Origin of the sequence: Alkalibacterium gilvum, from assembly GCF_900109085.1 — a bacterium.
Taxonomy (GTDB): Bacteria; Bacillota; Bacilli; order Lactobacillales; family Carnobacteriaceae_A; genus Alkalibacterium; species Alkalibacterium gilvum.
Map to the genome: position 1 here is coordinate 1 of NZ_FNYW01000030.1, position 25,932 is coordinate 25,932.

Annotated in this window: 23 protein-coding genes and 1 pseudogene; 17 read left to right on the forward strand and 7 right to left on the reverse strand. The window is 37.0% G+C overall.

The features are described 5' to 3' along the window. The first annotated feature begins 367 nt into the window (after positions 1 to 367). The 4 genes from agaF (at position 368) to tnpC (ending at position 4,413) form a co-directional block, all read left to right on the forward strand. Positions 368 to 793, forward strand: a complete 426-nt coding sequence (gene agaF / locus BMX83_RS07700) for a PTS galactosamine/N-acetylgalactosamine transporter subunit IIA (RefSeq protein WP_091635592.1) — start codon at positions 368 to 370, stop codon at positions 791 to 793. Positions 794 to 1,035: 242 nt separating this feature from the next. Continuing rightward, a complete protein-coding gene (locus tag BMX83_RS07705; protein ID WP_091635594.1) occupies positions 1,036 to 2,040 on the forward strand; it encodes a LacI family DNA-binding transcriptional regulator in 1,005 nt (334 codons plus the stop codon). Between the two features lie 360 nt (positions 2,041 to 2,400). Beyond that, complete coding sequence (gene tnpB / locus BMX83_RS07715; RefSeq protein ID WP_091635600.1) at positions 2,401 to 2,760, forward strand: IS66 family insertion sequence element accessory protein TnpB; 360 nt, start codon at positions 2,401 to 2,403, stop codon at positions 2,758 to 2,760. Between the two features lie 102 nt (positions 2,761 to 2,862). Continuing rightward, on the forward strand, positions 2,863 to 4,413 hold the full coding sequence (gene tnpC, locus BMX83_RS07720; protein WP_091635603.1) for an IS66 family transposase: 1,551 nt from the start codon (positions 2,863 to 2,865) through the stop codon (positions 4,411 to 4,413). A gap of 223 nt (positions 4,414 to 4,636) precedes the next feature. Here tnpC and BMX83_RS07725 read toward each other — a convergent pair whose 3' ends face one another. Then, positions 4,637 to 7,270: a cation-translocating P-type ATPase gene (locus BMX83_RS07725; protein ID WP_091635605.1), complete on the reverse strand. Its 2,634-nt coding sequence runs from the start codon at positions 7,268 to 7,270 to the stop codon at positions 4,637 to 4,639. Between the two features lie 406 nt (positions 7,271 to 7,676). Between BMX83_RS07725 and murB the strand changes: the two genes are divergently transcribed. The 3 genes from murB to rpiA all read left to right on the forward strand — a co-directional run bounded on the left by murB (position 7,677) and on the right by rpiA (position 10,508). Further along, positions 7,677 to 8,678 (forward strand): UDP-N-acetylmuramate dehydrogenase, encoded by a 1,002-nt coding sequence (gene murB / locus BMX83_RS07730; RefSeq protein WP_091635608.1) that lies wholly within the window; start codon positions 7,677 to 7,679, stop codon positions 8,676 to 8,678. 112 nt (positions 8,679 to 8,790) lie between these two features. After that, complete coding sequence (locus tag BMX83_RS07735; RefSeq protein WP_091635611.1) at positions 8,791 to 9,717, forward strand: Gfo/Idh/MocA family protein; 927 nt, start codon at positions 8,791 to 8,793, stop codon at positions 9,715 to 9,717. 113 nt (positions 9,718 to 9,830) lie between these two features. Beyond that, entirely contained in the window at positions 9,831 to 10,508 is a 678-nt protein-coding gene (gene rpiA, locus BMX83_RS07740; RefSeq protein ID WP_091635614.1) for a ribose-5-phosphate isomerase RpiA, read from the forward strand. A gap of 92 nt (positions 10,509 to 10,600) precedes the next feature. Here rpiA and BMX83_RS07745 read toward each other — a convergent pair whose 3' ends face one another. Then, entirely contained in the window at positions 10,601 to 11,545 is a 945-nt protein-coding gene (locus BMX83_RS07745; RefSeq protein ID WP_091635617.1) for an L-threonine 3-dehydrogenase, read from the reverse strand. A gap of 84 nt (positions 11,546 to 11,629) precedes the next feature. Further along, positions 11,630 to 12,823 carry a glycine C-acetyltransferase gene (locus BMX83_RS07750; RefSeq protein ID WP_091635619.1) on the reverse strand — a complete coding sequence of 398 codons (1,194 nt, stop codon included), beginning with the start codon at positions 12,821 to 12,823 and terminating at the stop codon, positions 11,630 to 11,632. A 184-nt stretch (positions 12,824 to 13,007) separates the two neighbouring features. On the opposite strand from BMX83_RS07750, the gene BMX83_RS07755 reads away from it, so the two are divergent. From BMX83_RS07755 to BMX83_RS07775, 5 genes are all read left to right on the forward strand, one after another. Next, positions 13,008 to 14,309: a pyrimidine-nucleoside phosphorylase gene (locus BMX83_RS07755; RefSeq protein ID WP_091635622.1), complete on the forward strand. Its 1,302-nt coding sequence runs from the start codon at positions 13,008 to 13,010 to the stop codon at positions 14,307 to 14,309. A 403-nt stretch (positions 14,310 to 14,712) separates the two neighbouring features. After that, complete coding sequence (locus tag BMX83_RS07760; RefSeq protein ID WP_091635625.1) at positions 14,713 to 15,678, forward strand: cation diffusion facilitator family transporter; 966 nt, start codon at positions 14,713 to 14,715, stop codon at positions 15,676 to 15,678. Positions 15,679 to 15,702: 24 nt separating this feature from the next. Beyond that, positions 15,703 to 16,059, forward strand: coding sequence for a SpoIIAA family protein (locus BMX83_RS07765; protein WP_091635627.1), 357 nt, complete (start codon positions 15,703 to 15,705; stop codon positions 16,057 to 16,059). A gap of 137 nt (positions 16,060 to 16,196) precedes the next feature. Next, positions 16,197 to 16,898, forward strand: a complete 702-nt coding sequence (locus tag BMX83_RS07770; RefSeq protein ID WP_091635630.1) for an AzlC family ABC transporter permease — start codon at positions 16,197 to 16,199, stop codon at positions 16,896 to 16,898. Further along, the gene (locus tag BMX83_RS07775; protein WP_091635633.1) at positions 16,891 to 17,214 is read left to right on the forward strand and encodes an AzlD domain-containing protein; all 324 of its coding nucleotides are present in this window, start codon (positions 16,891 to 16,893) and stop codon (positions 17,212 to 17,214) included. Before BMX83_RS07770 ends, BMX83_RS07775 begins: the two co-directional genes overlap by 8 nt. A gap of 59 nt (positions 17,215 to 17,273) precedes the next feature. On the opposite strand, the gene fni is transcribed toward BMX83_RS07775, so the two are convergent. The 4 genes from fni to mvk are packed head-to-tail and all read right to left on the reverse strand — an operon-like array spanning position 17,274 to position 21,380. Further along, positions 17,274 to 18,335: a type 2 isopentenyl-diphosphate Delta-isomerase gene (gene fni / locus BMX83_RS07780; protein ID WP_091635636.1), complete on the reverse strand. Its 1,062-nt coding sequence runs from the start codon at positions 18,333 to 18,335 to the stop codon at positions 17,274 to 17,276. Between the two features lie 20 nt (positions 18,336 to 18,355). After that, positions 18,356 to 19,432 (reverse strand): phosphomevalonate kinase, encoded by a 1,077-nt coding sequence (locus tag BMX83_RS07785; protein WP_091635639.1) that lies wholly within the window; start codon positions 19,430 to 19,432, stop codon positions 18,356 to 18,358. A gap of 12 nt (positions 19,433 to 19,444) precedes the next feature. Beyond that, the gene (mvaD, locus tag BMX83_RS07790) at positions 19,445 to 20,431 is read right to left on the reverse strand and encodes a diphosphomevalonate decarboxylase (protein ID WP_091635641.1); all 987 of its coding nucleotides are present in this window, start codon (positions 20,429 to 20,431) and stop codon (positions 19,445 to 19,447) included. A gap of 4 nt (positions 20,432 to 20,435) precedes the next feature. Next, positions 20,436 to 21,380: a mevalonate kinase gene (gene mvk, locus BMX83_RS07795; RefSeq protein WP_091635644.1), complete on the reverse strand. Its 945-nt coding sequence runs from the start codon at positions 21,378 to 21,380 to the stop codon at positions 20,436 to 20,438. Between the two features lie 213 nt (positions 21,381 to 21,593). Between mvk and coaA the strand changes: the two genes are divergently transcribed. The 5 genes and pseudogenes from coaA to BMX83_RS07820 all read left to right on the forward strand — a co-directional run. Beyond that, the gene (gene coaA / locus BMX83_RS07800; protein ID WP_091635646.1) at positions 21,594 to 22,517 is read left to right on the forward strand and encodes a type I pantothenate kinase; all 924 of its coding nucleotides are present in this window, start codon (positions 21,594 to 21,596) and stop codon (positions 22,515 to 22,517) included. Between the two features lie 128 nt (positions 22,518 to 22,645). Continuing rightward, a complete protein-coding gene (locus tag BMX83_RS07805) occupies positions 22,646 to 23,638 on the forward strand; it encodes a sensor domain-containing diguanylate cyclase (RefSeq protein WP_177170542.1) in 993 nt (330 codons plus the stop codon). Positions 23,639 to 23,712: 74 nt separating this feature from the next. Continuing rightward, positions 23,713 to 24,450 (forward strand): WecB/TagA/CpsF family glycosyltransferase, encoded by a 738-nt coding sequence (locus BMX83_RS07810; protein ID WP_091635652.1) that lies wholly within the window; start codon positions 23,713 to 23,715, stop codon positions 24,448 to 24,450. Continuing rightward, complete coding sequence (locus tag BMX83_RS07815) at positions 24,447 to 25,538, forward strand: glycosyltransferase family 4 protein (protein ID WP_091635655.1); 1,092 nt, start codon at positions 24,447 to 24,449, stop codon at positions 25,536 to 25,538. Before BMX83_RS07810 ends, BMX83_RS07815 begins: the two co-directional genes overlap by 4 nt. A 150-nt stretch (positions 25,539 to 25,688) precedes the next feature. Further along, positions 25,689 to 25,932: pseudogene (locus tag BMX83_RS07820) on the forward strand (hypothetical protein); the annotation flags it as partial.

Sequence of the window (25,932 nt, forward strand, 5' to 3'; positions counted from 1 at the left end):
ACCAACGGTTTCCTAAGACCATTAGATAACAGAATCGAGTCATTCAGCTTATGAGTATATAGTCTCAACACTATGACGGGAAGCATGCTTTTAGTGTAGTTGATCTACAAGGAGTGGAAGCTTCATCCCACTAAGAACCGACTTCCATCTGATTCTATTTTACACAGAAACAGCACGGAATAACCAAGCAGAACCCATGGATAGTATTAAATTGTCAAAGATCAAAAGTTAACTAGATGACTAAAAGTTTTGAAAATTTTCTCCCCCATGGGGGAGAAGCTTCTGAACTACTTAAGAAATTAACAACCAAAGAAGATAAGTACAATTCTTATCTTCAAACTTATTATACGAGAGGAGATTATAATATATGATTGGTGTAATTATTGTAGGACATGGAGAATTTGCTCATGGTCTTCATTCTGTTATTGAGCTTGTCGCTGGTAAACAAGAGAGACTTGAATTGGTTAAATTTTTACAGTCTGATTCGAGTGAAACATTAAAAAATAATTTGAAAGTAGCGATTGAAAAACTAAACACGAAAGAAACGATTATCTTCACAGATATACCAGGAGGAACACCTTACAAAGAATCGGTGTTATTGTCATCGGAACTTGAAAATATCGAAGTAATCTCTGGAACCAATGTTCCAATGTTATTAGAAATATTATTCGATAGAGCTGAAGGAGCAATTGCAGATGTCAAAGAAAGAGCTATAGATACAGGAAAAAAACAGATACTTTCTTTTGAAGTTGAAAGTTCAGAACAAACCAATGATTATGAAGAAGGAATTTAAATTAAATCTCTATCCCCTAAAAGATAAAATTTTAGGGGATTTTTGGTGGTTAAAATCCTTCCCAGTTAACTTTAAGTAAAAAGTTCGCTAGTATTTCGACAACAAGCAATACAAGAGAAAATAAAAAATTAAAGAATATATTAAGAAAGTTTCTTTTCTTTAAGGGAGATTGTTAGAATTATTACTTGAATATCTAAAATTTTTAGAGTAGATTTATTATAGCATAAAAAAAGGAGAGCCATATGTCAGTTAGATTAAAAGACATCGCAAAAATCGCAGGTGTCTCTGTAGGAACCGTTTCTAGAGTAATCAACCAAAAAACTAGTGAAATTGGCGGAGAAACTGTTAAAAGGGTAGAGAAAGTAATTAAAGAAGAAGGTTATGTTCCCAATATACGTGCAAGATCATTAAAAACAAATCGATCAAATATATTAGGTCTATTAATACCAAGTATTAAAAACCCTTTTTTTACTGAAATTGTAAGAGGGGTTGAAGATACGGCGTATGACTTAGGATATTCTGTCATTTTGTGTAATACGTATGATAATTTTGATAAAGAAACTAAGTACTTAAATACTCTGCATGAACTTCGAGTAGATGGAATTATAGTTGCAGGGTCTTATGATCGAAACAAAGAGAAAGAAGAGGCTTATAGTTTTAATGTGCCTCTTATTGCAATAGATAGAGCAGTTTATTATAAAAACATTTCAACTTTTATTACAACCGATAACTATAGCAGCTCTGAAAAAATAGCTGAAATCCTGTTTGAAAATGGTTATCGCTCTTTTTTTTACCTGGGCGGCCCAAAAACAAATTCTGTTGCAAAAAAACGATATAAGGGTACTAAGGCTGGTCTAAAGAAAAAAGAAATTTCAAAGTTCAAGGAAGTATTTGGCAATTTTTCAATTGAAGACGGGTATACGTTGATCCATAAGGAAAAAAACATAAAAGATTATGATGTGATTATCTCTGGAAATGATTTGTTAGCAATGGGGGCCATTCAAGCTTTAAGAGAAAAAAACATTGACATACCAAATGAAATTAGCGTTTTTGGATTTGACGATATGGAGATTTTTTCAGAAATCACACCAAAATTATCAACTGTTAAACAGCCTAGTTATCTTATGGGTGTAAATTCGGTAAAGATGATAGATAAGACTCTTAATGGGCAAAGGGTTAAAGAAAAATATGAGCTTCCTCAAAAACTATTGTTTAGGGATACTACTAAAGTGAAATTAAATGAATAAACTGATGTTAGATTTTTTAGAAATCCAAGACTCTGTAATAAATATATATATTATTTTAAGCAAATCAACTAAAAAAGCAGAGATTCTGTAAGCGATGAATAGCTAGGTACCTGTGAGTCCTAGCGGCCTCCTGTTAAACTTGAGATATCTTAAGTACACAGGAGGTTTTTAATTTGGAAAAAAATAAACAGGCTATCGTACCAGTGACATTACAGAACGACCACACTCATCGTCGAACCGTTTCGAAGCCCTTACCACAGAAATTAGTGGCCCACCTAAAAAATAGTCAGACAGAGTTACTTGTATATGAAGGAATCAAACCTTCGATGTTAAGAGTTCTCCTATCGGAGATGTCTACCCATGAAGCTCGTTGATTTTACACAAGTAGAGAATATTTTTATTGTCTGCGGGAAGACGGATATGCGTAGACAGATTGATGGGTTAGCCGCCACCATCACTGAGGAATATGATATGGACGTTTATAACGATGCTCTCTTTCTCTTCTGTGGTGGAAATAAAGATCGGTTCAAAGCTCTTTATTGGGAAGGCGACGGCTTCCTGCTCTTATATAAACGTCTAGAGAATGGTAAATTGAATTGGCCGCGTAATCAGAATGAGGTTCAAAAATTATCGACACAACAGTTACGATGGCTCTTAGAAGGGTTATCAATTAACCAAAAAGTTACTGTTAAACCTGCGGTTAAAGGGAGTATAGCCTAAGAAACGAGAGAGAAATTGATGAAAAATTCAATGACTCTCTCGTTTTCTTTTCCTCATTATAGTAAAATTTAGGTACTATTTATGTGAGGAGAAGCAACCAACATGTCTATCAAGAGCGAGAAACAGTTTGAAGTGATCATTGAAAAATTAGATCAGCTTTTAGAAGAAAACAAACAACTGAAGACCATTATCGCTCAAAAAGATGATGAACTCTCTTTGCTGAAAGAACAAAATGAATTCCTTATCCAAAAACTTTACGGCCCAAAGAGGGAAACTTTGAAGAACAATCCTAATCAGGGCAACCTTTTCAATGATCACCTTTTTAGCGAACCAGAGCAGACTGGTGATCAAAGCGACGAAGATGAAGTCATTATTACAACAGAACGTCGCCGCAAGAAACGTAAGGGATTAAAAAATCAGCAGTTGTCGTCTCTTCCTGCTGTTGACTATATTCACGAAATCGAATCTTGTACGTGTCCAACATGCAAAGAAGCTATGAAAGAAATCAGCACGCAACTCATCCGCCAGGAAGTGAAATTTATCCCGGCTAGAGTTGAAAACCACAGACATTTTCAGAAGACCTATGCCTGCGCGAACTGCGAAAAAAATGGGACACGTACACCTTTTGCGAAAGCTGAAATCCCCAGACTTCCTTTAAATAATACAGCCGCTTCTGCGTCACTGATAGCGGAAACCATGTATCAAAAGTTCGAACAAAAAGTACCCGCCTATAGACAAGAGGCTTATTGGGATCTACTCGGCTATCCGATACCTCGCCATACCATTGCGAATTGGCACATTAAAACGTCCCAGTATTATTTCGAAGCACTGGTGGCTGTAATGCGACAAGAACTGTTGAACCAGAAGGTTCTACACGCCGACGAAACAACATTCAAAGTACTGAATGACAAAGACAGACAAAAGTCCTATATGTGGTTATTCAGTACCGGCAAATATAGCGAACGTGCCATACATATCTTTAAGCTCGGTCCATCACGCGGTGGCTCTGTCCCTAGAGATTTCTTAGAGGAGTACACTGGCTATCTACATAGTGATGGATTCTCCGGGTACAACAATCTTCCAGGGATGACGATGATTGCCTGTCTGGCGCATATCAGACGGAAGTTCTATGACGCACGTCCAAAGAACTATTCCAGTAAGAGTGTCGCTCATAAGGGAGTCACACTGTGTAACGAGTTATTTGCGTTGGATAAGTCCCTCAAGGACTTAACTGTTAGCGAACGGTATGATCAGCGCCTAGTACTAGTGAAGCCGAAGCTTGAGGCATTTTTTGACTGGTGTGAATCCCTGACTGCGCATGGGAAACTTGGCACAGCAATCAATTATGCGCTGAATCAGAAAGAGCGGATGATGAACGTTCTGAAGGACGGCCGTCTCGTGCTATCCAACAATCTAGCCGAACGCGGCATCAAGTCACTTGTTATGGGCAGAAAGAACTGGTTGTTCTCGAAATCATTTGAGGGAGCACATGCCGTCGCGACTATTTTGAGTCTCGTTGAGACGGCCAAATCCAACGGATTACATCCGCGAAAATATCTGGACTACCTCTTAACTTACCTTCCAAATCGACAAAATACACCTTTGGAGGCTTATTTGCCATGGAATCCAAAGGTGCAGATGGAATGTCGCTAGACATTCAGTAAATTATACTCTTCGGACATTTCTTATTATAGAGGTGTCCGATTTTTATTTGTAGGTACTCAGCTATTCATCGCTTACGAGATTCTACTAGTAAAGAATCTCTGCTTTTTTTATATTCATTCGACGTAAGAATTTCATATATGATAGAAAAATTTATAATTAATTTTTCAAAACTACTTTACATATTACAAATAGCCAATTCGCTAAAAGGATATTATTCAGATTTATACGGTAAGACAACCTTTTTTAGCTCCATAACAACTGTTGTAGCTAAAGCTAAACCGGCAGCTATTGCCCATTCTGTTAAACCAAATGCTGCGGGTATTGAAAAAATACCTCTTACAGCTGGTACTAATGTAATACCATACAAAGTCATACAGGCAGCAAAAGCCAAGATAACAAATTTATTACTAAAGAAACCGGCACTAATACTTGTTTCCACATTTGAACGCGCTGGGAAAACTTGAAGCGTACGCGAGAGAATAAGTGTCGTAAAGGCCATCGCAATACCCATCTCTGTAGAGGTTTGTAAGCCTATATACTGAGAAATAATAACCGCAATAGCGATTAAAACACCACGGAAAGCAACAATCTTAAATGTGTTACCAGAAAAGATCGATTCATCAGGATCTCTAGGCTTTTCCTCCATTACATTAGGTTCTGCAGGCTCAAGGCCTAAAGCGATTGCCGGCATTGAGTCGTTAACGAGATTAATGAATAGAAGTTGAAGGGCAGTAAAAGGGTTCACCCAATTGACTAACAATGCAAAGATTATTGCCGAGACGGCTCCTAAGTTTCCTGAGAATAAATAGGCGATCGATTTCTTAATATTGCTGTAAATCGTACGACCCACAGATATCGCACGTACAATTGATACAAAGTTGTCATCTGTTAAAATCATGGCCGAGGCATCTTTAGCCACGTCAGTCCCACTACCCATAGCAATGCCTATATCTGCTTGTTTAAGAGCAGGGGCATCATTAACGCCATCGCCAGTCATTGCAGTGATCTGGTTATAATTTTGCCAGGCTGTAACGATTCTAATTTTATTTTCAGGAGTTACGCGAGCGTAAACGGAAATGTCTTCCAATTGATCCATTAGCTCTTCTTCCGATAATGCATCTAGTTCTTGTCCGGTATAAGCTAAATCGCCTTCTTTGAAAATGTTTAAATCACGACCAATAGCTCGTGCAGTTGTTTTGTGATCGCCGGTAATCATTACTGTTTTGACACCCGCATTAGCGGCATCTTCTACAGCATGATAGACAGCTTCACGAGGCGGGTCAATCATAGCTAATAAACCAATGAAAATCAGGTCATTCTCATCTTCGATACTAACATCTGTTGAGTCGATGGGTTTGTAAGCAAAAGCTAAGACACGCATAGCTTGATCAGAGAAGGCTTCGTTTTTCTGTTTCAACTCTTCTAGACGCTCTTCCGTGAGATCAACAATTTCACCATTCATTTTAACTCTATTACATAATTTGAATAAAACATCTGGACCGCCTTTGGTCAGTAAACGTTTTTCTCCATCAATTTCATGGACAGTGGACATACGTTTACGACTTGAGTCAAAGGGGAGTTCAGCAAGCCTTGGGTAGTCTTTTCTCACTGAGTCATACGGCAAGTTTTGCTTGTTGCTGTAAGCTATAAGCGCAACTTCTGTAGGATCTCCGTTTGATTCACCTTTTTCGTTAATCGTTGAATCATTGGTAAGAGCAGCAATTTGCATTAATATTTTTTCTGATTCAGACCAAGAATGACTGTCGCCAGAAAAGAGATTCGATTCACCATTTGGAATATAATCATCAACAACCGTCATTTTATTTTGAGTCAATGTTCCTGTTTTATCTGTACAAATAACACTGGTCGATCCAAGTGTTTCCACAGCAGGTAATTGCCTAATAATAGCATGTTGCTTAGCCATTTTATTTGTACCAACGGACAGCACAATGGTTACAATAGACTGGAGTGCTTCAGGAATAGCCGCAACAGCAACCGCAACAGCGAACATAAAGGCATTTAGCAGTGGAACAGTGACATCTTCCATACCCCCTAAGAAAATTCGGGCAGCTTGGATACCAAAAATAAGAACAGATAAGAGAAGGATAGCGATACCCAGTTTTTTACTGAATTGTGCTAGCTTTCTTTGTAAAGGTGTTTGCTTTGCAGAAGCGTTTTGAACGAGTTCTGCAACTTTACCCATTTCAGTCTTTTCACCTGTTGATGTAACAACCATGACACCACGTCCGGCGGTAACCATTGTACTGCTATAAACCATGTTTACACGGTCACCCAGTGGTGTTTCGCCGTCTAAGGGGCCAACAGATTTATCAGAAGGCAAGGATTCCCCGGTCAATGCTCCTTCTTCTACTTGAAGAGATTCCGCTTCTATAAGCCGACCATCAGCAGGAATATTGTCGCCTGACTCCAGGATAACAATATCACCAACAGCTAAATTTTTCGATGCAATTTCTTTCTGCTGTCCATCGCGATAGACATCAGCAGTGGGGGCGGACATTTTTTCTAAAGATTCTAGAGAATCCTCCGCTTTTTTCGTCTGCACAACACTCAATATGGCATTCAAAATCAATACTACAAAAATTATGAGTGATTCGATCCATTCTCCAATAGCAACTTGAACGATGGCTACAATGAGTAAAACAATAACCATAGGATCTTTGAAAGATTCGATGAATAAAGAAAAAATGGAACGTTTCTCTTTTCGACTAATTTCATTGTATCCATGTTCTTCAAGACGCTTTCCAGCTTCAGCCTGGCTCAGACCTTCTCTGGAAGAGTCTACAGACTTTAGTACTTTATCTTTTGTCTCTTGATAATAATTCATTACTCTATCCTCTCTATTTTACGGGGAGTAAGAAAAAAAGACGCATACGGAAAAAGTGATGACTGTCCCGTATGCGTCTCACTATTTAATGCAGCACCAGCAGATTATCAATCTACGAATGGTGGCACTGCAACAAGTTCAATCTGCAAGTTACTCCCGCATATATATTATTTAAATGTCAATTTAATTATAGATAATCGAGAGATGAAAAGCAAGTTACAAGTATTTAAGTTTGAGTGAGCTTCTATTAAAAATCGATTGAAACAGAAACGTAACCTCGTGTCTATTAAGTGACAATTAACCTGAAATTATACACAATTAATTCTAATAGTGTTAAACTAATACTGATTATTTATAATGGTATAATGACAATTAAAGAATTAAACTGAGAGGAACCACTGAATCCATGAATATAAAAGACTTATTAAATGAATTTTCTGAAGCTAACATAAAAATAGATGAACCTTTATCTAAATATACCTACACGAAAACTGGAGGACCAGCGGATGCGCTGATTTTTCCTAAAAGTAAAGAAGAGGTTCAAGCCTTAATGCAATGGCTTAATGCAAATAATTGGCCCGTGACAATATTAGGAAATGCCAGCAATCTAATTGTTAAAGACGGAGGAATTCGTGGGGCGACAATTATATTGACGGATATGAATAAAATTACTATTGAGAACAAGACTATACGTGTACTCACAGGAGCACCTTTGATTGAAGTGAGTAAGCGTGCGTATGATGCAGAACTCACAGGGCTTGAATTTGCTTGCGGGATACCTGGTAGCGTTGGAGGCGCCATCTATATGAATGCCGGTGCTTATGGCGGGGAAGTGAGAGAGGTAATCAAAAAAGTTACCTTATTAACTCGAAAAGGTGTTATAAAAGAAATGGCCAACGAGGACATGGATTTTGACTATAGACATAGTATTTTACAGGAGTCAGATGATATTGCATTAGAAGTTGTTTTTGAATTGAAGGACGGAAATCCAGAAAAAATCAAAGAGAAAATGGATGAACTGACATACTTGCGAACATCCAAACAACCCTTGGAGTATCCTTCATGTGGATCTGTGTTTAAACGTCCGACAGGGTATTTCACAGGAAAACTTATTCAAGATGCTGGTTTGCAGGGGTATATATTGGGCGGTGCGCAAGTCTCGAAAAAACATGCAGGCTTTATTGTAAATATTGATAATGCGACAGCTTCAGATTACATTGAACTAATCGCGCATATAAAAGAAATAATTCTAGAAAAAGATGGCGTTACACTGGAAACGGAAGTTAAGATTATTGGTAATGATGTGACCCGAGAAAAAAAAGGAAGCAGCGCGCTGCTAAATAAAGCAAAAACATCCTTTAAATCGAAATTAAATCAAGCGTCTCTAGCAGATGAAACACTAAATTAAGAAAAAACGACCTTCTCTATATTTTTGAAGGTCGTTTTTCTATTATTCAATTAATAAACGGTGATGTTCATGTTATATTTAATCTATCACTATAGAGACGGAGGCTTAAACTATGAAAATTGGCGTTATAGGCTTAGGCGGTATAGCAAAAAAAGCTTACTTACCTATATATACAACATATTTCGAAGAACATGAGTGGTATTTCTCTACCCGTAAAAAAAGTGTACTAAAAGATTTAGGTAAAAAATATGGCGTGCCAGAGGAACAGCAATTTACACAATGGCATGATTTGTTGGATGTCGTGGATGCTGTCTTTATTCACGCGCCTACCAGTGTCCACGAAGATATTTGTCGGACCTTTTTAGAAAAAGGTATTCCTGTATTTATGGACAAACCCTTAGCTGAACACAATGAAAAAACATTAGCTTTATTGAGGGATGCAGAAAAATATGGGACGTTTTTAATGACAGGATTTAATAGACGGTTTGCGCCCATGGTCCATGAAATGAAAGCAGAGTTTGATATTAACCATCTTATTTTACAAAAAAACCAAGTTGATAATACAAACTTTGAGATAAGGTATCGTATGTATGACATGATGATCCATCCACTTGATACAGCGCTTCACCTAATGGAGGAACCAGCTGAAATTGTGAATTCAGAAATTGTTGTTGAAGAAGAAAAATTCAAACGCGCGTGGGTTCTTTTAAAGAATAACAAGGCTACAGCTTATGTTTCAATAAACAACGAATCTGGTACTAAACTTGAAAAGTATGAAATACAGAGTCCCGCTAAGACAATTACACTGGAAAATTTAACAGATAAAGCTACGTTCACAAAGCAAGGCGTAAGTCACGAAAAAGCAGAAGATTGGGTGCCTACTTTGGAAAAACGAGGCTTTGCTCCGATGGTAAATGCATTCATAGAAGCAGTTGAAACGAATGGAGAAAATCCTGTCTCTCATGAAAGTGCACGTTTAACTCATGACATATGTGAAGCGATTATAAAAAAATATGAGAGCAACACAATGAATAAATAACTCTATGGCTTATTGAAATGATTGAGCATAAAAACAAAGCTATATTTAGAATCTTACTTTGATATTAACTATGCTATAATTAACTTAACACTTTCAGTAGAGGAGCTTTTTTGATGAATTTAAAAGAAATGGTAGGGAATAAAGCAGCGGAGTTTGTGCAAGATGGAACGGTTGTAGGACTAGGAACGGGGTCTACTGCTTATTACATGATTGAAGCAGTTGGTAAGCGTATAAATGAAGAGGGATTATCTATAACGGGAGTTACGACGTCAAATAGAACAGCCGATCATGCAAAAAAAGTAGGTATTCCATTGAAGAATATCAATGATGTAGAAAAAATTGATATCACAATAGATGGTGCTGATGAAATTTCTGATGATTATCAAGGAACAAAAGGTGGAGGTGGAGCCCATTTATTTGAAAAAATGGTAGCGACACACTCTGATGAAGTGATTTGGATAGTGGATGATAGTAAGCTGGTTCATAAACTTGGAGCTTTTCCACTACCAATTGAAGTTGTCACATTTGGTTGTCAGCAAGTGTTTCGTTTGTTTGAAGAGAAAAATATGAAACCTAGTTTTAGAAAAGATGATAAAGGTGACATGTACTTGACTGATTCCGGGAACTACATTATTGATTTGCACTTGGAAGAAATAAATAAACCACATGAACTTGCAACGTGGTTGAATGCTCTAACAGGAGTTGTAGAGCATGGTTTATTCTTAGATTGTGTTACAAAGGTTATTGTGGGTACAGAAGCTGGCCCCGAAGTGAAAAATGTTGAACGGTAATTAAAAATGTATCTAAATAAAAAAGACTGTTGTTATCCAGAATCACACGATTACTAGATAATAACAGTCTTTTTATATTATTTAAAATCAATTTATTTTTTCTTTAATTGCTCTAGCATATCTGCTGTCATATTCTTTAAATCATATTTTGGTGAAAATCCCCATTCTTCTCTAGCGGCAGAGGTGTCTATAGCGTTTGGCCAGGACTCTGCAATTTTTTGTCTAACAGGATCAACCTCATATGTTAGTTCAAAGTCCGGTATGTGCTGTTTAATTGCTTGAGCGACATCTTCTGGAGCTATGCTCATTGCACTGACATTGTAGGCATTACGATGGTTTAAACTGTCAGCAGGAGCCTCCATTAATTTTATAATCAAAGCGATGGCATCGGGCATATACATCATATCCATATAGGTCCCTTCAGCAATAAATGAGGTATATGCTGCATTTTTGATTGCTTCGTAATAAATATCTACAGCATAATCTGTCGTTCCACCTCCGGGTAACGTTGCGTGTGAGATAAGACCGGGGAAGCGAACACTGCGCGTATCTACACCAAACTTTTGATGGTAATAATCACTTAGTAATTCACCACTTACTTTTGTAACGCCATACATTGTTGATGGACGTTGAACAGTAACTTGGGGGGTCTGGTTTTTTGGTGTTTCAGGGCCAAAAGCACCAATAGAACTTGGAGTGAAGAACTTAAGATTATGTTCTCTAGAGACCTCTAGTGCATTAAGTAAGCCCCCCATATTCAAATCCCAGGCGAGTTTTGGCTTGGCTTCTGCAACAGCAGATAATAAAGCAGCCAAATGAATAAAGGTATCTACATCATATTTTTCCACTAGATTATTCATACGGATTGCATCAGTAGCGTCTAATTGTTCAAAGATTCCTTCTGAAACGATGCGCGAATTTTCTGGTTTCTTGATATCGGTCGCGACAACATTATCGTTACCGTATTTTTCTCTTAATTTTAATGTGAGCTCTGATCCAATCTGACCCAAAGCGCCTGTAATCAATATTTTTTTCAAAAAACCCCTCCGACATTTATCTATTTAAAAAGAGAATAAAGAGAGTGAACCGTCTTGTTCACTTCTCTTTCAACCTCTAGTCCTTTAGCTTATTACGTTTAATTCTTTACCGACTTTTTCATAAATAGCGAGAACTTGATCCAGCATTTCTTTTGTATGTGCCGCACTTGGCATATTTCTTACACGTCCAGTATCTCTTGGAACGGTTGGGAAGACGATAGATTTAGCATATACGCCTTCTTCAGTTAGACGTTTTGAGAAGGTTTGTGTTAACTTCTCATCACCAAGAATACATGGAGTGATTGGTGTTTCTGACTTACCGATATCAAATCCGAGATTTTTAAGCCCATCTTTTAGGTAACGTCCGTTTTCCCATAAACTATCGTGCTCTTCAGTAGAGTTTGTCATAATATCTATAGCTTCCATACATGCAGCTGAAGCACCTGGTGTAAGTGACGTTGAAAATAGGAATGGGCGTGCACGAACTTTAAGCCAATCTATCAAGTTCTGAGTTCCAGCTACGTAACCTCCAACAACACCGACAGCTTTAGATAATGTACCCATTTGGAAGTCGATTTTGTCCTGTAGACCGAAATGTTTAACCGTTCCGGCACCTTTACCCATAACGCCTGAGCCATGTGCATCATCCACGTAAGTGATCAAGTCAAATTCTTCAGCAATTTCAACGATACCTGGTAGATTTGCGACGTCACCGTCCATTGAGAATACACCATCAGTGATATACATGATTTTTTCATATTGACCACTTTCAACCGCATCTTTAGCTTTTTCACGTAAATCATCCATATCTTGATGTTTTACACGAATAACTTTAGCTCCAGATAAACGACAGCCATCAATGATTGAGGCGTGATTTAACTCATCCGATAGAATGGCATCATTTTTGTTCATGACAGCTGAGATAGCTCCCATGTTACAGTTGAAACCGGATTGGAAAGCTACGGCTGCTTCTGTACCTTTGAATTCGGCAATTTTTTGTTCAAGCTCTTCATGAATCGCTTGAGTACCGTTAATTGTTCGTACAGCACCTGCACCAACACCGTATATGTCCGTTGCTTCATTTGCCTTTACTTTTAAGCGCTCGTCATTAGCAAAGCCGAGATAATTATTAGAGGACATATTGATTAATTCTTGTCCTTCGATAGTAATTTTAGCTCCATTTGGCCCTTCAAGGACATCTATTTCGTTGTACAATCCTTTATCCTTTAAATCCTGTAGGTTTTTTTCTAAAAAAGTATCCAATCGTTGACTAGTCATGAAATCTCTCCCTATTAAGAATATTTTATCATCCTATATGATTTTACCACTTTTTTGTATAATCATATAGTAATGACAAAGATTATTTGAATATTCTTATCATTAGTTGTTCACCTCCCCTTCTACTTTCGCTATTATATGGTACAATGTGGTGTGTAAGTAAATAATTAGGAGTGATAGAATTATGCGAATGATTGATTTAATCGAAAAAAAGCAGCACAACGAAAGCTTGACTGAAAGTGAGATCAAATGGATGATCGAACACTATACGTCCGATGATATCCCTGATTATCAGATGAGTGCTATGGCAATGGCTATTTACTTTAAAGGAATGAATAACGAAGAACGCAGTGCTTTAACGATGGCTATGGTAGAATCCGGCGATCAAATTGACTTATCACCTATCGAAGGCGTAAAAGTAGATAAACACTCAACTGGTGGCGTAGGGGATACAACGACACTCGTATTAGCTCCTTTAGTAGCAAGTGTAGGTATACCTGTTGCTAAAATGAGTGGCCGAGGACTAGGACATACCGGTGGTACAATTGATAAATTGGAAGCGGTACCTGGATTCGATGTTGAAGTGACACAAGAAAAATTTGTTGAGCTAGTAAATAAAAATAAAGTAGCCGTTGTGGGTCAATCAGGTAACTTGACACCTGCGGATAAAAAGATGTATGCGCTCAGAGATGTAACTGGGACTGTGGAATCTATCCCTCTAATTGCTAGTTCGATTATGAGTAAGAAGATAGCTGCAGGAGCAGACGCTATTGTTTTGGACGTTAAAACAGGTGCGGGTGCATTCATGAAGAATGTGGATCAAGCGAAAGAATTAGCTGAAACGATGGTAAATATTGGAGAAGCTGTAGGTAGAAATACAATGGCAGTCATTTCTGATATGAGTCAACCCTTAGGCAATGCAATAGGAAATGGTTTGGAAGTTAAAGAAGCCATCGATACCCTAAAAGGTCATGGTCCAAAAGACTTAACTGAACTCTGTTTGGTATTAGGCAGTCAAATGGCTTATTTAGGTGGTGTAGGCTCATCTCTAGATGAAGCACGAGCTAAACTTGAAGAAAATCTACACAACGGAAAAGCCTTAGATGTGTTTAGAACATTTATCGATGCACAAGGTGGGGATGCTTCAGTGGCAGATAACCCTGATTCAGTACTACCAAAGGCAAAATATACACAAGAAGTAAAAGCAGAAGAATCTGGTAAAGTAAGTGAAATTGTTGCTGATCAAATTGGGATTTCTGCAATGATGCTTGGTGCTGGACGTGAAACAAAAGAAAGTGAACTTGATTTAGCGGCTGGCTTGTATATTCACAAAAAAATTGGTGACGTTGTGGAAAAAGGCGAAACGATTGTAACCTTATATTCCAACAAAGAAATCAAAGAAGAAGTTTCTGAAAAAATTATAAAAAATATCAAGATTTCAGATGAAGCAACAGAGCCAACGCTTATTCACGAAATCATACAGTAATATTAGACCTTTAAAGGGACGCATCGCGCTTTTTCAAGCGCGATGCGCCCCTTTTTTGATAATTTTAATAAGGATAAATCTGGCTTATGAAAAATTAGTTTAGGTAATCATCTGAAATTTAATTTAACCGGGTGGTATCTCAACTAAAAAGTCAGAAGGAAGTAATAGGAGATACTAGTATGTCATGATTTACCTCGATTCTTACTATCTCTTTATTATTATACTAACCCTTTCAATTGAAAAAAATAGATTGAGTGGTACCATCATAATAGGACTTCAAAAGTATGCAAACCAATTATTTTAAAAGATACTCAGGATAAAGAGCCAAAATGTAAACCACTTAAATAATAAAAATAAGTTTAATTATCTACATAAAATGAGTGAAGATGAGGAGGTATTAAATATGTTTGATCATGACAATCAGGAGTCAACGAGCAAAAGTAGTGGGCAGAAAGATAAAGAAAAGTCGGGCAATCACGCAAAGAGGAATATAGGAATCGTATTTATAATTAATTTAATTTTTTCAGTTGTTGAATTTGTTTTTGGGGTCATTTTTAATAGTGTTGCGATTATGTCAGATGCAGTACATGATTTAGGTGATGCAGTGTCATCAGGATTTGCCTGGTTTTTCCAAAAATATTCTGAAAAAGAAAGAAACGACACATACACATTTGGATATAGCCGGTTTTCTCTACTAGGCGCATTAGTGACAGCGACAGTTTTACTTGGTGGCTCCTTATTTATTATTTACAGGAGTATACCGAGACTCATTAATCCAGAACCTGTTGATGTCACAGGGATGATGTGGCTTTCTATTGCAGCGATTATGTTAAATGGTTTTGCAACAATCATTTTAAGTAGGGGAAGTTCTAAAAATGAAAAAGTATTAAGCTTGCATATGCTGGAAGATGTGCTTGGATGGGTAGGGGTCTTGGTTGTCAGTATAGCAATGCGATACACTGACTGGTATCGTTTGGATCCTATGTTATCCATAGTTATTTCTGGCTATATATTCTATTTAACTGTTCCACAGTTTTTAAGTACGATGAAAATATTACTGGATAGAGCACCAGAAAACACAAATGTAAAGGAAATCATTGATAAAATAAAAGGAATCTCAGGAGTACAAGAAATATCAGATTTTCATATATGGTCTATTGATGGACAAGAAAATGCCCTTGTCGCAACGGTTCTTATAGAAGCGGATAGTAGTCACGACAGACAAAATATAAAAGATAAAATAAGAGAGATTGCAGCTGAAAATAATGTCAATAAACATGTAACTATCGAAATGACAACGGATTTGGAAGAGTTTAAGAATAAAAAGGTAACTCAAAAGGATATGCAAACTGATCCAGTTAAAGAATAACAAGTTTATGAAAGGATAAGATATATGATTTTTAAGACAAGTGATGTACCTCATATATTAGAGGTAGAAATTGATGGAGAAATAACCGAAGATGAGATGGGAGAACTCGAAGAAAGATTTAATCAAAAAAAGAATAAGCATGGCAAAAATAATAAATTAAATCTTTTAGTTGAAGTCACACACATAAATTATACGTTAGAAGGCCTTATTAAAGAAATAGGATTCGATAAAAAACACTTAGATGATATGGAAAAAATAGCTGTCGTTAGTAATGACAAATGGGTAAAATACGCAGAGAAAATTAATCAATATTTACCCAATGTTGCTATTGATTTTTTTGATACCAGTGAAAAAGAGAAAGCAATGACATGGCTTAGTTAAGTATAAACGCATAAAAACATTTTAACGATGTATAGGTTTTAGAAAAAGGGACGTCTATATAATCGCCCTTTTTTATTTTAGCAAAATTAGATATACTGTTAGAAGGCTTCACTAAACTATTTCTAAAGGAGGATAATATGGGGAACAAAACAATAGTAAAGGGTTTAAAAGCAAGTTTTCCAATTATGGCGAGTTATATTGCACTAGGACTGGCTTGTGGGATTGTTCTATTTGATGCTGGTTTTAGTGTTTTCTCTATATTTCTTATGAGTCTTCTAGTCTATGCAGGAGCAGCACAATTTCTGGCAGGTAGTATGGTTGTTTTAGGTGCGGCCGTTCCCTCTATTATTTTGATGGTCTTTTTTTTGAACTTAAGACATATTCTAATGGGAGCAAGTATATCAAAATATGTGAAGAATAAATCCGTTGGTTTTTTAGCTGTCTTTGGTCATACTTTGTCTGATGAATCATTTGGCATCAATTATTCAAACTTTCAAAAACAGGATTGGACTGCAGATGATGCCATCGTTGCGAATATATTTAACTATTTAGTTTGGGCTATAAGTACAGCTGTAGGAGGGATTATTGGGAGTCATTTCAGTATAAATACGCAAATTATGAGCTATGCATTGATTGCTATGTTTATATGTATGATGGTGATGCAATTTGTCTCGAAAATTTATATCATAACTGCAATAATTTCCATCGTCTTATCTGTTTTACTTACAATAATATTAAAGCATAATATTGCCTTGGTCATAGCTACGGTTTTAGCCTCGATGATTGGCTATTATATAGAGAGAAAATTAGAGCAAAGAGGAGCGGGATCACGTGACTAGTCAAGCACTTATTTTGATAATAGGAATGTCTATAGTAACCTTTTTACCACGGTTTTTACCCATTCTCTTTTTAAGTAAAAAAGAAATATCCCCGTCTCTTAGTCGCTGGATGTCTTACATACCGGTTTCAGTTTTTGCAGCATTAGTTGCATCAGATGTATTTTTTGTGGATGGAGCGTTCGCAATGCAACCTCTCCAAAATGTTAAACTGCTTCCTTCTATATTTGTGATAATTGTCGCACTTAAAACGAAGAGCTTACTCTGGTCTATGATAACAGGTATTATTTCTATAACCCTTCTTTCCGCGATTTTATAAAAAAAACACTAACCGGCAGATTATTCTGCCGGTTAGTGTTTTTTTACCAGTGAAAAACTTTATCTATGTTTAGATCGAAAGGCATAGTGACGCTTATTGATATCTCTGTTGTCACACCATTCTGATGAATCACCCGTAATCATTAGGTCAGTATGTTTCAAATCTTCAATTTTTTTCGCACCAAGGAGAGTCATAATGCGCTTTATTTCTTCTTTCCAGCTTGTAAGAGACACAATAGTTTCATCAACATCATCTAAGGCCATATGCATAATCTGACTAGACAAGCCGCTGATAGATGCTCCAAGAGCAGAAGCCTTAACGATTTCCATCGGACGTCTTATCCCACCTGAAGCGATAATAGATGCCCTGGTTTTGCTTTCTTGAGCTTCCAGTAGGGAGACAACTGTGGACTGTCCCCAAGCTTCAAAATCATCCAATTTGAAATCTTTTCGACGATAATTCTCTATTTGAGCAAAGTTGGTTCCACCTTTTCCGCTGACATCAATCAAAGTGACACCTATAGAGTCCAGTAAGTCAATTGTTTCTCTGGACATACCAAAACCGACTTCTTTCACTATGACAGGTATTTTGAGACCTTCTACGATAGAGCGTACATTTTCAATCCATTGCGAAAACTCACGATCTCCCTCTGGCATAACAATTTCCTGTGGGGCATTTAAGTGTATTTGAAGCGCATCAGCATTGAGTAAATCAACCGCACGTTTAGCATTTTCAAGGCCGTGACCGGCGCCCAGATTAGCAAAAATCAACCCATTTGGATTGGTTTTGCGTACGATTTGGAAGGATTCGGATTGAGCGGGGTCTTTAAGTGCTGCGCTGACTGAGCCAGTGGCTATTGCTAGATCTGTTTCTCTTGCAATTATAGCCAATTTTTCATTGACTTTACCTGTCCATTTACTGCCTCCAGACATTGCATTGATAAAGAAAGGGGAAGTAAAGTGGAGATTCCCTAATGTACTTGCAAGTGAAACATCTCTTACATCACATTCTGGTAAGGAATGATGAATAAATGAGATATCTTTAAAGGAGGTATCGCCCTCGGGATAAAATTTTTCTGATAATGAGACATGTTCATTTTTTCGATTGTTATTTTTCGACATAAAAAACACTCCAGATTTTGTTAATTATATTTATCATACATGTTAAGAGATAGGGGTTCAATAGAGTTAGCTCGCCAGTCTTTGTAGATACCCTCTTTCTGAAATCTAGTGTCTACAAAAGCAATTCCACAATCACCACCACCTGCTCCAGATGATTTTGCTACGGCGCCGTGTTTTTTTGCTATTTGGTTGAGTGCAGTGAGTTTGGGTGTTTCTAAAATGAAATTATTTGAACGGCTCATTTGTAGTAAAAGAAGCCTATTGTTATTAATTGCCTTTTTAATTTCTTTATTACTATCTGACTGGATACCTTTAATTAAATGCGACACACAGGTCGTACTATCTTTTAAAAAACGGTCGTAGCTAATGATATCTTTGTCTCCTTCAAGTGAGGTCACAAAAGAATCAGTTGAAGCGGGGTGTCCTGTCCAGCCAACAAGTAGTTCCACAGATTTTGGTGCTTTTATACTTTCTATTTTAAGTTTGGGCCATGCCTCATCTATAAGTGAGGAAAGGCCCATTCTATTCCATTGATGTTTGACCCATTCTCTATCGGGACTACTGTATGCAAGCCAACCTGTATACACAGCTGCTGCTAAATCTCCTAGTGAACCTTTTTTATTTAAAGAAACATGCACGATGGCTGCGAGTTTGAATAATTTTTCGTTATCACTATCTAAGTTTACAGATTTTAAGAGGGCATGTATCGTAGCAACTGTAACGGCGCCACTTGAACCTAGGCCGTATTTTATACCATCAACACTATCCAAATCACTTTTTATATAAATATCATAGTATGGTAAAAGAATATTGTGTTCTTTTAAAAAGTGTTCAGTCAATTCAAGTGTTTTCAATATAATGTCAGCTTTTTTATTCGGTGCTTCAAGAATTATCTGTTGATTTTGGCGTTTCCAGATCAGCGTATTTTCTGATATAGAAGATGAAAAAATCTTTCCAAAATATTCTTTGGAAGGTGAGAGAGAGACGGAAATAAAACGATCAACAGCAATAATTACGGCAGGATGACCAGGAGTGACTACCGCATATTCACCTGCAATATATAATTTTCCGGGAGCTTTTGCTTTTGCATGCTTCATTTAATCACCTTTCTATTTTAAAAGATCAGGCTTTTCAATTTTTTGAAGGCCAGGACCCGGTTTAGCTGAAATAAGTTGTGACTCAGTGAAATCATTGAGTAAATGTGCCTTTATTTCTTCTAACTCAGATTGCTTGCAAATAATTTTTACATTGGGACCAGCATCCATAGTGAAATGAGCAGAATAACCTTGTTTGCGCAACTTTCTTACGGCATCCATTGCACGCATACTTTCGGGCGACCAGTACGTGAATGGAGGGGTTGCCCCGAGTGTCGTTGCATGCATTTTCAACGCATTACGTTCAGCGATTTCGCCAACTTTATGGCTATCTTGTTTCGCGATGGCTTCTTTCATCGCACTTAAATCCTGCCCTAAAGAATCAAGCCACCCTTGATAAAAAGGGGACGTTTTAACAGTCCGTGACATACCGTCTCGACTTGATACATCCTTTTGCTTGTCATTTACGATAATGAAAAGCATACCGATATCCCAATTCGCTTCGTCTACGGGAACAGCAAAAGATGTTTCATGACTATGACCTTTCTGCCATTCAGCAAAACCGCCATAAATACTTCGGCAAGCTGAACCTGAACCTCTTCGAGCGAGCGTAGAGAGTTCTTTTTGAGAAAGATTTAAACCGGCCGCTAAACTAGCAGAACCAGCTAGAGCGGCTAATCCTGAAGCAGAAGAAGCAAGACCAGCAGCTGTTGGGACGTAATTAAAACTATCCACTCTAGCCTTTGTTTTTATCCCAGCTTTTTTTCTAACTAAATCAAGAACGGTCTTCACCTTTAACAAAGAGTCAAAATCTTGAATCTGATTATCCAAATACAATTCATCAGTTGTGAGGTTTTCATTAAATGTTACATTTGTTTCTGTATAAAAAGCATCCAAGGTTAGAGAAAGAGAATTATTCATTGGGATAATGACATTCTCGTTTTCCTTTCCCCAATATTTTATTAAAGCAATATTCGTATGTGCACGTACCCAATTACTCATAAGTTTATTCTCCTTCTAATGCATGAACCCAGGTGTTGATAGCACCTTGCTCGATGAGTTTATTTTTAATAACCATTGCGTATCTTTCTGATTGAGCTAAAGCTATCATACAGCCGCCACGTCCTCCGCCAGTCAACTTAGCCCCCAGGGCACCCGCTTTTAAGGCGGTGTCGACTAAGTGATCTAGACTTTCATCACTTACTGTCAGTTCTTTCAGCAGTTCATGAGTCTGAGAAAGTAAGGTGCCTAGAGCAGCTAAATCGTTGTGGATGATAGCTAACTTAGCACGGATTGCACGCTCACCAATGTTTTGAATCAACTTGGTAGTCTTTTCATAGTCATCATTAAATAGAGTAGCTACATCTGCAACCGCGTGACTTGTCTGCCCTTTTTTTCCAGTATCCGCTACAATAAGGTAGCCAGATATGTTTATTGGAAAGGGCTCAAAAAACTGATTTTTTTTATAAAAAATGGGAGCATCACTGCTGGTAACCCTTGCATCGATACCGCTTGGATTACCATGGACAATTTTTTCTGAAATATCAATATAAGCTAAAAGTTGTTCTTCATTTAATTGAACATTGAAGTATTGAAAAAGAGCCCTAATGAGAGCAGTTGAAACGGCTGCACTGGACCCCATTCCTCGTTCAGGTGGGATATGGCTAGTAATTTTTATAAATAAATTATTTATAGTTTGTCCTAATTCTTTGCCTATTTCAAATAGTAAGACTTTGATATTTTCTAATTTTCCAGGAGCATCTTCTAAAGGACCGGTGTAATAATCAGAGGAAACCGATACTGGGCCTGTATCCTTTTCGATAGATACTTCTACAGGTGCAGCTTTAAAAGGAAGGGCGATAGCTGGTTCGCCATAAACAACCGCATGTTCACCTATAAGGATAATCTTCCCGTGAGCTTTACCGATAAAATGTTGAGTTCCTCTTGTCATCTCATTCACCTCATGTCGTATTCTTTTATTAATAAATTTAGAAATTATTTATATTAATGATTAAAATATAATTGCCTATCCATTTTATCATATCATAGTTATATAAAGCTTTGTTTAAGTAGAAATATTTAAGTTTGTTAATCTGTATTGTGTAAGCGGATTGAAATTTGGTAAACTGTGTAAGATAAATATGATGAGAGTGGAGGGAACCGCGTGAAAGAATCAGATTCCTTTTATATAATTAATCGTAAAGAATGGAAAGATTTAAACAAAGATAAAAAAATGATGCTAACGGATACTGAGGTTGAAGCATTAAGATCTTTAAATGATAATGTGTCTGTAATGGATGTGAAAGAAATATATTTACCTATGCTCGAGATTATTGATAAATATATTAAGCACTATCAGGAAAGACAGGATGAAATAAAAGATTTTTTAAGCAAACCCCATAAGAGAGACCCTTATATCATTGGTATAGCTGGAAGTGTGGCTGTGGGCAAAAGTACTCTTGCGCGCTTTCTTCAGACTATGTTGGCACGTGCGTATCCAGATTTGAAAGTTAGTTTGATTACAACGGATGGTTTTTTGTATCCGAATGAGATTTTAAAAGAACGGGAGATATTAAATCGTAAGGGATTTCCGGAAAGTTATGATATGCACCGTTTGATAAGCTTTATGGGAGATGTTAAAAGCGGCAGAAGAAATATAGAAGTGCCTCTTTACTCGCACCGATTGTATGATATCGTACCAGGTGAATTTGAAGTGATTGATCAGCCAGATATTTTAATTGTTGAGGGAATAAATGTCCTCCAACTTCCAACAAACGAAAAAATATTTGTGAGTGACTTTTTCGATTTCAGTTTTTATGTTGATGCTGAGCCCAAAAATATTGAAAAATGGTATCTTGAACGATTTGGCCTCCTATTGAAAACAGCTTTTAAAGACCCATCCAACTACTACTATCCGTATGCTGTAGGGGATAAAAAGGAGGCTTTCGAAATGGCACGTAATGTTTGGGAAAAAGTGAATCTCGTGAACTTGGAAGAGTTTATTTTACCTACTCGTTTCAGAGCGGATATGATTTTGCACAAGACAACGGACCATTTTATTGATCAGCTGCTACTTAAAAAACATTAGAAAAGTATGGAATACAAAAAAGTATGGCAATAGTGTGACGGATTTTAATGTGAACTTAAAAAAATATAAAAGCTAAATATAAAACATGAATGAACTGTATTATACTAAAACAAAAGGGGGCAAATGAGATGAAAGAAAAAGATCAACAAATAGAAATAAATCGTTTGAAAAATGAACTTGTAGCAGTTAAACGTTTAAACAAAGAGCTTCTTAATCTTCAAGAGCACCAAGACTCATTAGAATTCGCTTGGATAGGAAATCTGGGGCATTGGTTCTGGGATTTCAAAGAGAACAGAGTAACATTTAATCCAAAAAAAGCTGAAGCACTTGGCTTCAAAAACGAAGACCTTCCAGAATATGTTGATTTTCAGTTTTTCACCGATCGTTTGCATCCTGAAGATTATGATACTGTAATGACAATTATGGAAGAGCATCTAGCAGGAAAGATTCCCGTCTGGGAAGTGAAATACCGAATCAAGGCTAAAGATGGTTCCTATAAAACCTATTATGACCGTGGAACAGTGACGCAACGCTCTGTGAACGGAGAGCCTTTATTTCTTTCGGGTATAGTATTTGATATCACTAATTATGAAGCTGAGAAAGAGGCTTTACAGAAAGAGAATAAACAGTGGGCTCAGTTGTCTAAACAGGATAAATTAACCGGTTTATTCAATCGTTCCAATATTCTTGTTAAACTAGGTCAAGTAGTATCGGAAGTAAATAAGCAAAAGCGCCAAACATGTTCATTAATCATATTGGACATAGACAATCTCCAACATCAGAATTTGCTATTTGGACCTTTGTTTGGAGATGAAGTCATAAAAGCGACGGCTTCAGTTATAAAGGAGACGGCTCTTGCTGATAAAGCAGCGGGTTCATTTGAAGGTGGAAAATTTTTAATTGTCCTTCCTGATATTGAGAAAAAAGATGCGTTGAAAATAGCTGAGGGTATACATGATCGACTTAATAATCATCAATTTAGCGAACCAGCAGAAGTGACAAGTAGCTCAGGTGTAGCAGAATATAGAGAAAAAGAAACAGTCAGTCAGTTTTTTAATCGTGCTGATAGATTATTATATAAAGTTAAAGAAAATGGTAAAAATGATGTATTATCGGATTGATAGGGTGAAAGGTTAAGTAATCGTTCACGAATCATACCTTAGTAGTAAAAGTCATTAGAATGGATGAGTTTATAATGGAAACCAAAGTAACAATTCTAGGGGTACCGTTTGATAATATAACACAGGAAGATTTTTTGAAAGCTCTATATGACCGCTTGGTTAACAAGCAAAAGACATTTTTAGTAACGGCTAATCCTGAGATAGTCATGTATGCAAGAGATAATGAAGATTACTATCAATTGTTGCTGCAAGCAGACTACATAGCTCCTGATGGTATTGGCATAGTAAAAGCTGCACGCACACTGGGGAAAACGATTAAAGAGAGAGTCCCAGGGTATGAACTGATGTTAGGCTTGCTGGAAATTGCTAATATAGAAAAGCAAAATGTATATTTCATTGGTGCGCAAGAAGATACTATTGAATTGACAGTTTCTGAAGTTGAAAGGAGATGGCCCAACATAAATATTGTTGGATACCATCATGGTTATTTTAATCATGCAGATCCAAAAATGATTGAAAAAGTAAAAAATACAGACCCCGATTTAATCTTTGTTGCGTTCGGTTTCCCGAGACAAGAGAAGTGGATCAGCAACTATTTAAGTCAAGCTTCACATGGCATAGCCGTAGGTGTTGGGGGGAGTTTTGACGTGTTATCTGGCAAGACAAAGCGTGCACCTAGTCTTGTACAGACTCTTCATGTCGAATGGTTATACCGATTAATCAGGCAACCTTCTAGGTACAAACGTATGGCTGTTCTACCTAGATTCATCAAGCAAATTTATAAGCAGAAAAAAAAGGAAAGAAATCAATGAAAACTGTTTTTTTAAATGCTGGGAATGAAACTGGCGGGGGACTTGTTCATGTAGTCTCTCTACTGAAAAAATTAAAGCATGAATCTATAGACCTTATTGTTTTCGAGGAAGGGCCAGTTGCTAAAGCTGCGCGTAAAGAGGGCATTGATGTCTATGTTTTTGAGCAAAGCAACCAATTTGATTTAAGTGTGCTTTTTCGCCTGAGAACGTTTATTAACAATCGGCATTATAACATTGTCCATACGCATGGACCCCGGGCAAATGTATTAATGGCAACCTTAATACCCTTCATCAGAGTGAAATGGGTAACGACTATTCACAGCCATCCTTTATTAGATTTTAAAAATCAAGGCCTAAAAGGTAAGTTATTGACATTTATTCACTGTCAAGCACTAAAAAGAGCACATGGATTTATCGCAGTTTCTAATGAAATAAAATCAGTTATTGAAAACTTGGGTGTAGAGTCTGGTCGTATAGAAGTTATTCATAATGGGATACAATTTTCTCAATCACACCGTCCAGTTAACAACAAAATAACACAACCGTTTACTCTTATTACGGTAGGAAGATTAACTGAAATTAAAGGCTATTCTATTCTCATGGATGCTCTAAACAGCTTTGAAAAAAAAGATTGGCAATGGATCGTTTGCGGAGATGGAGAAGAGATGAACGCGTTGGTCACAAAAGCCAAGCAGTATAATTTAGACCAACAGATTTATTTCAAAGGTTGGTTAACGACCACAGAGATAAATAGTGTCTTTCATTACGCGGACCTTTTTGTGCTTTCATCGTTGAGTGAAAGCTTTCCACTCTCTCTTTTGGAGGCTGCAAGTGAGAAAGTACCAGCTATTGCTACCCATGTCGGTGATGTTAGTGACGTGATAAAAGATGACACGATGGGATGGCTTATCCCACCAAAAGACAGTACTGCCATGAAAGAGGCGCTACAAGAGGCTTATGTCTTATGGGAAAAGGGAAAGTTAAGCTGTAAAGGTGAACAGCTTTATACGCATGCCTCATCCTTTACAATAGAAAAGCAGACTCAAGCAGTCATGGCTTTTTATAAAAATATAACAAGTGAAACCTAGAAATAATAAACTATTTCTGGGGTTTTTATGATGATTTGAGGAACCCTATGTGTAAAATTAATGTCGGAACAGAAAAATATCGGTCTGGACAAAAAGAAAGAAGACCCTTAATCTAGAGATAACGACAACGCTAGAGAAAGAGGTCTTCTTATGAATAAAATTATATCAAAAATCATCAAAATATTAAAGGAACAAGACACATTACTCGAAGCTGAATTAGCTTTAGAAATACTTTTCCAACAGATTGTCCAAGAACTACTCTGTGCAGCTTTTAAACAAATTGATTTAGAATTGATCCAAGAGTATAAAGATCAAGGCTACGAAATAGATAGTATCCAAAAACGTACCATTCAATGGACATTTGGAGTGATTGAATTCAGCCGTCATCGCATGC

Excerpts from the sequence above, each read along its gene's own strand:
- BMX83_RS07735 (WP_091635611.1), top strand. The coding sequence starts at position 8,791 with ATGAAAATTGGCGTTATAGGCTTAGGCGGTATAGCAAAAAAAGCTTAC.
- mvaD (WP_091635641.1), bottom strand. The coding sequence starts at position 20,431 with ATGAGTAATTGGGTACGTGCACATACGAATATTGCTTTAATAAAATAT.
- BMX83_RS07705 (WP_091635594.1), top strand. The coding sequence starts at position 1,036 with ATGTCAGTTAGATTAAAAGACATCGCAAAAATCGCAGGTGTCTCTGTA.
- BMX83_RS07805 (WP_177170542.1), top strand. The coding sequence starts at position 22,646 with ATGAAAGAAAAAGATCAACAAATAGAAATAAATCGTTTGAAAAATGAA.
- BMX83_RS07755 (WP_091635622.1), top strand. The coding sequence starts at position 13,008 with ATGCGAATGATTGATTTAATCGAAAAAAAGCAGCACAACGAAAGCTTG.
- fni (WP_091635636.1), bottom strand. The coding sequence starts at position 18,335 with ATGTCGAAAAATAACAATCGAAAAAATGAACATGTCTCATTATCAGAA.
- agaF (WP_091635592.1), top strand. The coding sequence starts at position 368 with ATGATTGGTGTAATTATTGTAGGACATGGAGAATTTGCTCATGGTCTT.
- rpiA (WP_091635614.1), top strand. The coding sequence starts at position 9,831 with ATGAATTTAAAAGAAATGGTAGGGAATAAAGCAGCGGAGTTTGTGCAA.
- BMX83_RS07785 (WP_091635639.1), bottom strand. The coding sequence starts at position 19,432 with ATGAAGCATGCAAAAGCAAAAGCTCCCGGAAAATTATATATTGCAGGT.
- BMX83_RS07750 (WP_091635619.1), bottom strand. The coding sequence starts at position 12,823 with ATGACTAGTCAACGATTGGATACTTTTTTAGAAAAAAACCTACAGGAT.
- BMX83_RS07765 (WP_091635627.1), top strand. The coding sequence starts at position 15,703 with ATGATTTTTAAGACAAGTGATGTACCTCATATATTAGAGGTAGAAATT.
- murB (WP_091635608.1), top strand. The coding sequence starts at position 7,677 with ATGAATATAAAAGACTTATTAAATGAATTTTCTGAAGCTAACATAAAA.
- BMX83_RS07760 (WP_091635625.1), top strand. The coding sequence starts at position 14,713 with ATGTTTGATCATGACAATCAGGAGTCAACGAGCAAAAGTAGTGGGCAG.
- BMX83_RS07725 (WP_091635605.1), bottom strand. The coding sequence starts at position 7,270 with ATGAATTATTATCAAGAGACAAAAGATAAAGTACTAAAGTCTGTAGAC.
- tnpC (WP_091635603.1), top strand. The coding sequence starts at position 2,863 with ATGTCTATCAAGAGCGAGAAACAGTTTGAAGTGATCATTGAAAAATTA.
- BMX83_RS07770 (WP_091635630.1), top strand. The coding sequence starts at position 16,197 with ATGGGGAACAAAACAATAGTAAAGGGTTTAAAAGCAAGTTTTCCAATT.
- mvk (WP_091635644.1), bottom strand. The coding sequence starts at position 21,380 with ATGACAAGAGGAACTCAACATTTTATCGGTAAAGCTCACGGGAAGATT.
- BMX83_RS07810 (WP_091635652.1), top strand. The coding sequence starts at position 23,713 with ATGGAAACCAAAGTAACAATTCTAGGGGTACCGTTTGATAATATAACA.
- tnpB (WP_091635600.1), top strand. The coding sequence starts at position 2,401 with ATGAAGCTCGTTGATTTTACACAAGTAGAGAATATTTTTATTGTCTGC.
- BMX83_RS07815 (WP_091635655.1), top strand. The coding sequence starts at position 24,447 with ATGAAAACTGTTTTTTTAAATGCTGGGAATGAAACTGGCGGGGGACTT.